This is a genomic window from Achromobacter spanius (assembly GCF_029637605.1).
GTDB classification, from domain to species: Bacteria; Pseudomonadota; Gammaproteobacteria; order Burkholderiales; family Burkholderiaceae_B; genus Achromobacter; species Achromobacter spanius_E.
Genome location: NZ_CP121261.1, coordinates 1 through 12,016, shown reverse-complemented (window position 1 = coordinate 12,016; position 12,016 = coordinate 1). Strand labels below are relative to the sequence as shown.

The 12,016-nt window shown below is 57.0% G+C and carries 5 protein-coding genes, 2 tRNA genes and 3 rRNA genes; 4 read left to right on the top strand and 6 right to left on the bottom strand.

What is annotated here, in order from left to right:
- The first annotated feature begins 3 nt into the window (after nt 1-3).
- Nucleotides 4-474 (top strand): 23S rRNA (pseudouridine(1915)-N(3))-methyltransferase RlmH, encoded by a 471-nt coding sequence (gene rlmH / locus P8T11_RS00050; protein WP_050449060.1) that lies wholly within the window; start codon nt 4-6, stop codon nt 472-474.
- Nucleotides 475-507: 33 nt separating this feature from the next.
- The gene (locus P8T11_RS00045; protein WP_268078887.1) at nt 508-1,134 is read left to right on the top strand and encodes a Maf family protein; all 627 of its coding nucleotides are present in this window, start codon (nt 508-510) and stop codon (nt 1,132-1,134) included.
- Between the two features lie 2 nt (nt 1,135-1,136).
- On the opposite strand, the gene P8T11_RS00040 is transcribed toward P8T11_RS00045, so the two are convergent.
- On the bottom strand, nt 1,137-2,492 hold the full coding sequence (locus P8T11_RS00040; RefSeq protein WP_268078888.1) for a dicarboxylate/amino acid:cation symporter: 1,356 nt from the start codon (nt 2,490-2,492) through the stop codon (nt 1,137-1,139).
- A gap of 272 nt (nt 2,493-2,764) precedes the next feature.
- Between P8T11_RS00040 and P8T11_RS00035 the strand changes: the two genes are divergently transcribed.
- Together P8T11_RS00035 and P8T11_RS00030 are read left to right on the top strand one after the other, a co-directional pair.
- A complete protein-coding gene (locus tag P8T11_RS00035) occupies nt 2,765-4,765 on the top strand; it encodes a sensor histidine kinase (RefSeq protein ID WP_418910262.1) in 2,001 nt (666 codons plus the stop codon).
- Entirely contained in the window at nt 4,749-6,155 is a 1,407-nt protein-coding gene (locus P8T11_RS00030; RefSeq protein WP_268078890.1) for a sigma-54-dependent transcriptional regulator, read from the top strand. Before P8T11_RS00035 ends, P8T11_RS00030 begins: the two co-directional genes overlap by 17 nt.
- Before the next feature lie 161 nt (nt 6,156-6,316).
- Here the strand turns inward: P8T11_RS00030 and rrf are convergent.
- The 5 genes from rrf to P8T11_RS00005 form a co-directional block, all read right to left on the bottom strand.
- Nucleotides 6,317-6,429 (bottom strand): 5S ribosomal RNA (gene rrf / locus P8T11_RS00025).
- A 202-nt stretch (nt 6,430-6,631) separates the two neighbouring features.
- A 23S ribosomal RNA gene (locus P8T11_RS00020) occupies nt 6,632-9,516 on the bottom strand.
- Between the two features lie 293 nt (nt 9,517-9,809).
- Nucleotides 9,810-9,885: transfer RNA gene (locus P8T11_RS00015), tRNA-Ala, on the bottom strand.
- Between the two features lie 22 nt (nt 9,886-9,907).
- Nucleotides 9,908-9,984 (bottom strand) — tRNA-Ile (locus tag P8T11_RS00010).
- Between the two features lie 132 nt (nt 9,985-10,116).
- Nucleotides 10,117-11,647 (bottom strand): 16S ribosomal RNA (locus tag P8T11_RS00005).
- The 16S, 23S and 5S rRNA genes sit together here with 2 tRNA genes alongside, the layout of an rRNA operon.
- Between the last annotated feature and the right edge of the window lie 369 nt (nt 11,648-12,016).

The window sequence follows — 12,016 nt, the reverse complement described above, 5'->3', positions numbered from 1 at the left end:
GCCGTGAAGCTGATTGTTGCGGCGGTGGGTACGCGAATGCCGGACTGGGTAGAGACTGCCTGGGCCGACTACGCCAAACGCCTGCCCGCCGATTGCGCGCTGGAACTGCGCGAGATCAAGCCCGAACCGCGCACCACCGGCAAGACGCCCGCCCAGATGATGGCGGCGGAAGCCAAACGCATTGAAGCCGCATTACCCGCTGGCGCGCTGCGGCTGGCGCTGGACGAACGCGGCCGCGACCTGACCACCATGGCCTTGTCGCAAAAGCTGGAACAATGGCGCGCGGGCGGCCAAGACGTCGCTTTTCTGGTTGGCGGCCCAGATGGCCTGGACGCCGATTTGAAGGCCTCGTGCAGCGGCCAACTGCGCTTGTCGTCGCTGACCTTGCCGCATCCCATGGTCCGCGTGGTGCTGGCCGAACAGCTCTATCGCGCATGGGCCATCATGACCAATCACCCCTACCACCGCGCCTGACCGCTGCCAGGGCGGCGCCCCACAAGATTCCGCATGCCCCACACTGCCGCCCCTGACACCTCGCCCGCTCGCCTCTACCTGGCCTCGGCCAGCCCACGGCGGCGTGAACTGTTGACCCAGATCGGCCTTGCGCACACGGTCCTGCTGGTGCCGGCGCCTCCCGGCGAAGACGAGCCCCAACACGAAGGCGAAAGCGCCGCGGACTACGTGCAACGCACTGCCCGCGACAAGGCGCTGCGAGGCCGCGACTGGATGCGCACCCACAATCTGCCTGATCTGCCCCTGCTGGCCGCGGACACCACCGTCATTCTGAATGGCGCCGTGCTGGGCAAGCCAGCCGACCGCGCGGACGCTATGCGCATCTTGCGTGCCTTGTCCGGACAGGCGCATGAAGTCCGTACCGCCGTCGCAGTCTGCACGGGCGAGCAGCTACTGGAAGCGGTGTCAGTCACCGACGTCCACATGCGCGATTTGAGCGACGACGAAATCGGCCGCTACTGCGATAGCGGCGAACCCTTCGGCAAGGCAGGCGCCTATGGCATCCAGGGTCTGGCCGGTACCTTCATCTCGCGCATTGCCGGAAGCTATACCGGCGTGATGGGCCTGCCGCTATTCGAAACGTCGAATCTGCTGCGAGCGGCAGGCATCCAGATACCCTGAACTTAAACGGGCGTATGGCCCAAGGTGGGCTGCGTGTCGTGCGTCGGCGTATCGGAAGCCGGTACAACAGGCACCGACTGTCCATCCAGGGCGGCGTGCAATTGTTCCTGATCCAGCTCTCCTTCCCAGCGCGCAACCACAACCGCGGCGGTGGCGTTGCCGACCAGGTTGGTCAAGGCTCGGCATTCCGACATAAAGCGATCCACGCCCAGAATCAGCGTCATCCCCGCGATAGGCACGGACGGCACCACCGACAAGGTGGCGGCCAGGGTAATGAAACCGGCCCCCGTGACACCCGCGGCTCCCTTGGAGCTGAGCATCGCCACGGCCAGCAGCAGGATCTGGTCGCCCAACGACAGCGGAATGTCGCACGCCTGCGCGATGAACAGCGCGGCCATCGTCATATAGATATTGGTGCCGTCCAGATTGAACGAGTATCCCGTGGGCACCACCAGGCCAACCACCGACTTCGAACAGCCGGCGCGTTCCATCTTCTGCATCAGCGTGGGCAATGCCGCTTCGGATGAGCTCGTGCCCAACACCAACAACAATTCTTCGCGGATGTAGCGAACCAGCTTCAGGATCGAAAAGCCGTTGTACCGGGCGACAAGACCCAGCACCACCACCACAAACAGCACCGACGTGGCGTAGAAGGTACCCACCAGCATGGCCAGGTTCACCACGGACTTGATGCCGTACTTGCCGATGGTGAACGCCATCGCACCGAACGCGCCGATGGGCGCCGCCTTCATCAAGATAGCGACCAGTTTGAAGATCGGCTGGGCCAGCGCCGTCATGAAGCTCAGGATCGGCTTGCCGCGTTCGCCCACCATGGCCAGCGCGATTCCAAACAGCACTGCCACGAACAGCACCTGCAGAATATCTCCGCCCACGAACGGGCTGAAGATCGTCGTCGGGATGATGTTCATCAGAAAGCCGGTGATGGTCGAGTCGTGCGCCTTGGCCACGAAGCTGGCAACGGCCTTTTGGTCCAGGGTGCTGGGGTCGATATGCATCCCCGCGCCCGGCTGGACGATATGGCTGACGACCATGCCCATGATCAGGGCCAGCGTCGAGAAAGTCAGGAAATACAGCATCGCCTTGCCAGCCACGCGCCCGACCTTTTTCAGGTCGCTCATGCCGGCAATGCCGGACGCCACGGTCAGGAAGATCACCGGCGCAATGATCATCTTCACCAGCTTGATGAAGGCATCGCCCAACGGCTGCATCTGCTGGCCGAGTTCAGGCTTGAACGCGCCCAGCAACACCCCCACCACAATGGCGAAAATCACCTGCACATACAGGATTTGATAGAACTTGAGCTTGCGCACGGGTGCGCTTTGATCCACGTCGATCATCGGGTTTTGTCCCCACCAATGCCCCTTGCCCCCGCGTGGTTGAGCGCAGCGGGCGACAGGGCGTTTTCTGTTTTATGGCATTGCGTTGTGGTCGCATGCCGATTTCACCGTGCGCGGATGTGGCTCGGCTTAGCCGTGTATATGCAAGACCCATGCCAGGCGAGCTCGATGTACCCGGAACTCGGCAAGCCATTGATATGACGGGGCTTTCCCCCCAACACGCAGATGCGTCAGCATCTTGATGGCGGGAAGCCGCACACAACTAAGCTAGAATGTGCGGAAGTCCGCACACCATGCCTCGATCCCATCCCTCATCCTCTGCCCAGCGTTCAGACGCTGCCTCTTCCGCACCCGCCTCGCGTCGTGCGCCAAGTTCGTGGCTCGCGCGTGCATTGGGCATCCTGGTCGCCGTCGCCATCATTGTCGGGGTCTTGCACGCAGCCACGGAGTGGGCACGCGATAACGCAATCAAGAGCGCAACCGCGCAGGCACGCAGCGCCGGCCAGATCAACGCGGCCTTGCTGCGCAACAACCTCGACAAATTTCGGGCCCTGCCTTTCGTACTGACCCGAGATGTTGACGTGCGTGCGGCACTACAAGGGGCCTCGGCCGCCCAGATCGAATCGCTGGACGACAAGTTCGACACGCTGACGCGCGGCGTCGGCGCCTCAGCCATCTATCTACTGGACAAAACCGGGCTTGCAATCGCCGCCAGCAATTGGCGCGAACCCGCCACGTTTGTCGGGGTCGACTATCAATTTCGCCCCTACTTCCAAGGCGCCGTCGCCAACGGCTATGCCGAACACTTCGCCCTGGGCACCGTCAGCCATGAGGCCGGTTTGTACTTGTCGCGCCGCGTCGACGACGCCAACGGTGCCATGTTGGGCGTGATCGTATTGAAAGTGGATTTTCGCGGCCTGGAATCCGACTGGCGGCAATCTGCCGCGCCCATCTTCGTTACCGACGAGCATGGCGTGGTTCTGCTGGGCAGCGTGGCGGACTGGCGTTTCGACGTCTTGGCACCTTTGGCTCCCGATCTGGCGCAAACCTTGCGCACCAGCCTTCAGTTTGGCGATGCCCAATTCCAACCTTTGCCTTTGACGCCGCCTCTATCCCCAGTCAGCACCGGCCAACTGGTGCGCGCCAATCACGCCTTGCCCCAAATTCCCACTGGGGCACCGCTGCTGCACACCACCTTGCCCATCGCGGAGTCTCCGGGCTGGACATTGCATTTACTGTCACCCGTCCAAACGGCCATGAACCAGGCCATCGCCAATGCGCAATTGGCGGCCTTGCTAGTGCAAAGCCTTCTGGCAGCGGCGATTGGCATCGTCCTCTATCGGCGCCATCGCAACCGCGAACGGGCTGGCCAGCAAGCCGCTATCCAGGCGCAATTGGCCGCGCTGGTCAGCGAACGCACTAGCCAGCTGCGCGAGGTCAACGAGCAATTGATGGACGAAATGGATGAACGCCAACGTGCCGAGGCACGCCTGCATACGATGCAGGACGAACTTGTTCAAGCCAGCAAGCTGGCCTTGCTGGGCCAGGTCGCTGCAGGGGTTGCCCACGAGATCAACCAGCCCGTTGCGGCGATCCGCGCCTATGCGGACAACGCGACGGAGTTCCTACGTCGTGACGATGCAGAAGCCGCCAAAGACAATTTGGGCACCATCGCCATGCTGACCGAACGTATTGGCCATATCACGAGCGAATTGCGTGCATTTTCACGCAAAGCGGGCGCGTCAATCGGCCCCACCAGTCTCAACGAAGCCCTCGATGGAGCGCTGTTGTTGATCGGTCCTCGCGCGCGCAGGCAGGGCGTTGCACTGGTACGGCCGCCGGCTGACCAAGATGTACTCGTCCACGCCGACCGCATCCGCCTGGAACAGGTCTTGGTGAACTTGCTGCAAAACGCGATGGAAGCCTTGGAAAGCATTTCCGAAGGCCGGGTCATCGTCGCCCTGCAAGATCTTGGCGCAACCGTGCAGCTCTACGTGAATGACAACGGTCCCGGGCTGTCGGACGGCGCCCGGGCACGCCTGTTCACACCTTTTTATACGACGAAGCCGGAAGGTTTGGGCTTGGGCCTTGTCATTTGCCGCGACATAGTCGCCGAATTCGGCGGTGATCTGCGTGCGAGCCAACCGGGGGAACCCGGGTTTCCGGCATATCAAGGTGCCCCACGCGGCGCCGTCTTCATCCTCACATTGCGCAAGGCAGACGTCGGCCGCGACGCTCAAGCCATTCCTTTTCACCATGATCCAAAACCCTGATACCTTTCCGTATGCGGATCCGGCGCTTCCCGGTCGCGTCCCCGCGGCGCCCCATGTCGTCTTCATCGATGACGACGAGGACCTGCGCCGCGCAAACGTTCAAACCCTGAAGCTGCACGGTATGACCGTCGACGCATATGGAACGGCGCGGTCGGCACTTCCGATCTTGCACCGCGACTTCGACGGCGTGGTCGTGACCGACATCCGCATGCCTGACATCGATGGTCTGCAACTGTTCAATCGGCTGCGGGGCATCGACCCGGAACTGCCGGTCATCCTCATCACTGGCCACGGCGATATCGCTACCGCGGTGCAATGCATGCGCGAAGGCGCCTATGACTTTTTGGCCAAGCCCTATGCGCCCGACCGGCTCACCACCGCCATCCTGCACGCGGCAGAAAAGCGCCGTCTGGTGCTGGAGAACCGCCGCCTGCGCGAAGCCGCGTTTGCGGTGCAAGCCGATGAAGTACCCTTCATCGGTGCCACGCCGGCCATGCAACGTATCAAGGAAACCCTGCGTCACATTGCCGATGCGGATGTCGATGTGCTGGTCGAGGGCGAAACGGGAACCGGCAAAGAGGTCGTGGCAACGGCGCTTCATCGGCTCAGTCGGCGGCGCCATCGCGAACTGGTCGCCATTAATTGCGGTGCGCTGCCAGAAACCGTCATCGAAAGCGAGCTGTTCGGTCACGAGGCTGGGGCATTTACCGGTGCGCAGAAAAAACGTGTCGGCCGGATCGAGCATGCCAGCGGGGGAACCTTGTTCCTGGACGAAATCGAGAGTATGCCGCTAGCGGTGCAAGTGAAACTGCTGCGTGTACTCGAATCTCGCCAGATCACCCCGCTTGGCAGCAACGAGGTGCGCAATCTGGATCTGCGCGTCGTGGCTGCCACCAAAGAAGATCTGGGCAGCCCTGCCATCCGAACCAAGTTTCGCGAAGACCTGTTCTACAGACTCAACGTGGTCACCATCCGCATTCCCCCGCTGCGCGAGCGCCGGGACGATATCCCGCTGTTATTCGCGCATTATCTCGGGCACGCATCGCGTCGATTTCATCGCGACATTCCAGAGATGCCTGCCGCCATCAAGCAGCACGTCATGACGCACGACTGGCCTGGCAATGTGCGCGAACTGGCCCACTTCGCCGAACGCGTAGTGCTTGGGGTGCTGAATATGCCAGAATCTGGCATAGCCCAGCAACCGCATCCAGTTCTCAGCTTGCCAGAACGCATGGAAAGTCTGGAAGCGCAATTGATCTGCGATGCGCTTTCCGCAAACCAAGGTGACGTCAAGGCCACACTTGAGACATTGGGCATTCCACGCAAGACGTTCTACGACAAACTCCAACGCCACGGCATCGACCGCCAAAAATACCTAGCCAGTTCATAATCGAATGGCGGTGACATTAAACAAAAACGCCTCGCGGTATCAGCCGCGAGGCGTTTTCAATTAATCAGTATCGCGAAGATCAAATCTTGGATCTCAAATCTAAACTCAAAACCCAAAAACAAAACCCCACCGGATCACCTGTGGGGTTTTGCGCAATAAAAGCCTGACGATGACCTACTTTCACAGACGTCCGTCCACTATCATCGGCGCGAAGGCGTTTCACTGTCCTGTTCGGGATGGGAAGGAGTGGTACCACCTTGCTATGGTCGTCAGGCGTAACGGGTTGAGCAGCTGCGGGTTAACGCAACGGCTCCAATCTTGGAAGAAACACAACGTGTGGGTGACCAGAGACTAGCTCGATGATCACGCACAGGGGGGATGTAATTGGTGTTGGCTGGCTGCCGACGGTGCAGCCAGATTTTGTATTGAACGACACTTGGAACGCTATACCACCAGGTCATAACCATCAGTGTTATAGGATCAAGCCTCACGAGCAATTAGTATCGGTTAGCTTAACGCATTACTGCGCTTCCACACCCGACCTATCAACGTCCTGGTCTCGAACGACTCTTTAGGGGGATCAAGTCCCCGGGATACCTAATCTTCAGACGAGTTTCCCGCTTAGATGCCTTCAGCGGTTATCTCTTCCGTACTTAGCTACCCGGCAATGCCATTGGCATGACAACCGGTACACCAGAGGTACGTCCACTCCGGTCCTCTCGTACTAGGAGCAGGCTCCGTCAAGTATCCAACGCCCACGGCAGATAGGGACCAAACTGTCTCACGACGTTTTAAACCCAGCTCACGTACCTCTTTAAATGGCGAACAGCCATACCCTTGGGACCGGCTACAGCCCCAGGATGAGATGAGCCGACATCGAGGTGCCAAACACCGCCGTCGATATGAACTCTTGGGCGGTATCAGCCTGTTATCCCCAGAGTACCTTTTATCCGTTGAGCGATGGCCCTTCCATTCAGAACCACCGGATCACTATGTCCTGCTTTCGCACCTGTTCGACTTGTCAGTCTCACAGTCAAGCACGCTTATGCCATTGCACTATCAGCACGATTTCCGACCGTACCTAGCGTACCTTCGAACTCCTCCGTTACACTTTGGGAGGAGACCGCCCCAGTCAAACTGCCCACCATGCACTGTCCCCGATCCGGATAACGGACCAAGGTTAGAACCGCAAACAAACCAGGGTGGTATTTCAAGGATGGCTCCACGCGATCTAGCGACCACGCTTCAAAGCCTCCCACCTATCCTACACAGGCCGGTTCACAGATCAATGCAAAGCTACAGTAAAGGTTCATGGGGTCTTTCCGTCTAGCCGCGGGTAGATTGCATCATCACAAACACTTCAACTTCGCTGAGTCTCAGGAGGAGACAGTGTGGCCATCGTTACGCCATTCGTGCAGGTCGGAACTTACCCGACAAGGAATTTCGCTACCTTAGGACCGTTATAGTTACGGCCGCCGTTTACCGGGGCTTCGATCAAGAGCTTGCACCCCATCACTTAACCTTCCGGCACCGGGCAGGCGTCACACCCTATACGTCGACTTTCGTCTTTGCAGAGTGCTGTGTTTTTAATAAACAGTCGCAGCCACCGATTCTCTGCGACCCCATCATGCTAAGCGCGCAGGCGCTTCACACTACCGGGGTATACCTTCTCCCGAAGTTACGGTATCAATTTGCCGAGTTCCTTCTCCTGAGTTCTCTCAAGCGCCTTGGAATATTCATCCCGTCCACCTGTGTCGGTTTGCGGTACGGTCTCGTACAGCTGAAGCTTAGAGGCTTTTCTTGGAACCACTTCCAATCACTTCGCAAGCAATGCTCGCTCGTGCCATACCCTTGATTTACGCGCCCGGATTTGCCTAAGCGCCATCTTCGATACAGCAACAGGGACATCCAACACCCTGATGATCTTCCGCGATCCGTCCCCCCATCGCACTGTACGACGGTACTGGAATATTAACCAGTTTCCCATCAGCTACGCATCTCTGCCTCGCCTTAGGGGCCGACTCACCCTGCGCCGATGAACGTTGCGCAGGAAACCTTGGACTTACGGCGAGGGGGCTTTTCACCCCCTTTATCGCTACTCATGTCAGCATTCGCACTTCTGATACCTCCAGCAGCCTTTACAAGCCACCTTCGCAGGCTTACAGAACGCTCTCCTACCGCGTGCACTAAAAGTGCACACCCGCAGCTTCGGTTTATCGCTTAGCCCCGTTACATCTTCCGCGCAGGACGACTCGATCAGTGAGCTATTACGCTTTCTTTAAAGGATGGCTGCTTCTAAGCCAACCTCCTGACTGTCTATGCCTTCCCACTTCGTTTCCCACTTAGCGATAATTCGGGACCTTAGCTGGCGGTCTGGGTTGTTTCCCTCTTGAGTCCGGACGTTAGCACCCGGTGCTCTGTCTCCCAAGCTGTACTTGCGGGTATTCGGAGTTTGCCATAGTTTGGTAAGTCGCCATGACCCCCTAGCTATAACAGTGCTCTACCCCCCGCAGTAATACTTGAGGCACTACCTAAATAGTTTTCGGAGAGAACCAGCTATTTCCAGATTTGTTTAGCCTTTCACCCCTATCCACAGCTCATCCCCTAATTTTTCAACATTAGTGGGTTCGGTCCTCCAGCACGTGTTACCGTGCCTTCAACCTGGCCATGGATAGATCATCTGGTTTCGGGTCTACACCCAGCGACTGAATCGCCCTATTCGGACTCGCTTTCGCTACGGCTTCCCTATTCGGTTAACCTTGCCACTGAATGTAAGTCGCTGACCCATTATACAAAAGGTACGCAGTCACCCCACAAGGAGGCTCCTACTGTTTGTATGCATACGGTTTCAGGATCTATTTCACTCCCCTTCCGGGGTTCTTTTCGCCTTTCCCTCACGGTACTGGTTCACTATCGGTCGATCACGAGTATTTAGCCTTGGAGGATGGTCCCCCCATCTTCAAACAGGATTTCACGTGTCCCGCCCTACTTGTCTTACGCTTAGTTCCACACACAAGATTTCATCTACAGGGCTATCACCTGCTACGGCCGGACTTTCCATTCCGTTCGACTATCTTGCGCGCTAAAACGTAAAGGCTCTTCCGATTTCGCTCGCCACTACTTTCGGAATCTCGGTTGATTTCTTTTCCTCGAGCTACTGAGATGTTTCAGTTCACCCGGTTCGCTTCCACTAGCCTATGTATTCAGCTAGGGATACTGCATTGCTGCAGTGGGTTTCCCCATTCGGACATCTACGGATCAAAGCTTGTTTGCCAGCTCCCCGTAGCTTTTCGCAGGCTACTACGTCCTTCATCGCCTGTGATCGCCAAGGCATCCACCATATGCACTTAGTCGCTTGATCCTATAACGCTGTAGGCTATAGGACCTGAGTATTAGCGTTTGTGCCGTTCATAAGTTTCAAAGCAGTCTGAGGTTATTCACCCCAGTCTTGAGAACTTGGAACAAAATAATGCAATCACAACCCGTACTTATCTTCTTCGACTTGCGTCGAGTACTTAATAAGTACATTTCGTTGTGCTTCTTCCAGATTGTTAAAGAACGAATATAGCTGTTAGGTAAAACCTAACTCATAACACTGACAACAGCGCTATGAGTTAGCCTCTACATCACCACCAGGGCGATTGTGAGAATCAATGGTGGAGGTGAACGGGATCGAACCGATGACATCCTGCTTGCAAAGCAGGCGCTCTCCCAGCTGAGCTACACCCCCATATCCTGCATCGCAGAATACTTGGTGGGTCTGGTTGGATTCGAACCAACGACCCCCGCCTTATCAAGACGGTGCTCTAACCAACTGAGCTACAGACCCAAAACCTTCTCGGATCAGCAGTCAGGTAGCTGAAGACCCAGGGAAGATTCCCTCGACCCAAGCCTACAACTGATCCCAGCTATATCAAACAACCGATAAGAGTGGACGCTTAACACGAGCACTTAAGCTCTGAAAGGAGGTGATCCAGCCGCACCTTCCGATACGGCTACCTTGTTACGACTTCACCCCAGTCATGAATCCTACCGTGGTAATCGCCCCCCTTACGGTTAGGCTAACTACTTCTGGTAAAACCCACTCCCATGGTGTGACGGGCGGTGTGTACAAGACCCGGGAACGTATTCACCGCGACATGCTGATCCGCGATTACTAGCGATTCCGACTTCACGCAGTCGAGTTGCAGACTGCGATCCGGACTACGATCGGGTTTCTGGGATTGGCTCCCCCTCGCGGGTTGGCGACCCTCTGTCCCGACCATTGTATGACGTGTGAAGCCCTACCCATAAGGGCCATGAGGACTTGACGTCATCCCCACCTTCCTCCGGTTTGTCACCGGCAGTCTCATTAGAGTGCCCTTTCGTAGCAACTAATGACAAGGGTTGCGCTCGTTGCGGGACTTAACCCAACATCTCACGACACGAGCTGACGACAGCCATGCAGCACCTGTGTTCCGGTTCTCTTGCGAGCACTTCCAAATCTCTTCGGAATTCCAGACATGTCAAGGGTAGGTAAGGTTTTTCGCGTTGCATCGAATTAATCCACATCATCCACCGCTTGTGCGGGTCCCCGTCAATTCCTTTGAGTTTTAATCTTGCGACCGTACTCCCCAGGCGGTCAACTTCACGCGTTAGCTGCGCTACCAAGGCCCGAAGGCCCCAACAGCTAGTTGACATCGTTTAGGGCGTGGACTACCAGGGTATCTAATCCTGTTTGCTCCCCACGCTTTCGTGCATGAGCGTCAGTGTTATCCCAGGAGGCTGCCTTCGCCATCGGTGTTCCTCCGCATATCTACGCATTTCACTGCTACACGCGGAATTCCACCTCCCTCTGACACACTCTAGCTCGGTAGTTAAAAATGCAGTTCCAAAGTTAAGCTCTGGGATTTCACATCTTTCTTTCCGAACCGCCTGCGCACGCTTTACGCCCAGTAATTCCGATTAACGCTTGCACCCTACGTATTACCGCGGCTGCTGGCACGTAGTTAGCCGGTGCTTATTCTGCAGGTACCGTCAGTTTCACGGGGTATTAGCCCATGACGTTTCTTTCCTGCCAAAAGTGCTTTACAACCCGAAGGCCTTCATCGCACACGCGGGATGGCTGGATCAGGGTTTCCCCCATTGTCCAAAATTCCCCACTGCTGCCTCCCGTAGGAGTCTGGGCCGTGTCTCAGTCCCAGTGTGGCTGGTCGTCCTCTCAAACCAGCTACGGATCGTCGCCTTGGTGAGCCGTTACCCCACCAACTAGCTAATCCGATATCGGCCGCTCTAATAGTGCAAGGTCTTGCGATCCCCTGCTTTCCCCCGTAGGGCGTATGCGGTATTAGCTACGCTTTCGCGTAGTTATCCCCCGCTACTAGGCACGTTCCGATACATTACTCACCCGTTCGCCACTCGCCACCAGACCGAAGTCCGTGCTGCCGTTCGACTTGCATGTGTAAGGCATCCCGCTAGCGTTCAATCTGAGCCAGGATCAAACTCTTCAGTTTAATCTCTGTATTTGTTTCGTATTCTTGGTCCGAATAAATCCGAACCAGGTCATACGTCGCTACTCAAAGGAAGTGAGGTATGTTCTTAAACTTGACGTCTAAGGTACTTCACTTCTAGTGAGCACTTGATTTCATTGTGCTTGTGAAGCAAGCCAAGGTTTGACCCCAGACCTGAATCACAGTGCATCGCATCAAGCGCCCACACTTATCGGTTGTTTAATTGTTAAAGAGCGGTACTGCTAAATTCTGTACTACCAACTTCTTGCCACTCGCTGAACCCACCAGCTTCGCTGCGGCTTTCGCTTTGCGTCGCTTGCTGTTTTCAGCAGCAGAGAGGCGAGATTATGAAGAAGTTTTTATCGCTTGTCA

Bases quoted from the DNA above. Each gene is read 5' to 3' on its own strand.
- P8T11_RS00045 (WP_268078887.1), top strand. From the start codon at position 508: ATGCCCCACACTGCCGCCCCTGACACCTCGCCCGCTCGCCTCTACCTG.
- P8T11_RS00040 (WP_268078888.1), bottom strand. From the start codon at position 2,492: ATGATCGACGTGGATCAAAGCGCACCCGTGCGCAAGCTCAAGTTCTAT.
- P8T11_RS00035 (WP_418910262.1), top strand. From the start codon at position 2,765: ATGTGCGGAAGTCCGCACACCATGCCTCGATCCCATCCCTCATCCTCT.
- P8T11_RS00030 (WP_268078890.1), top strand. From the start codon at position 4,749: ATGATCCAAAACCCTGATACCTTTCCGTATGCGGATCCGGCGCTTCCC.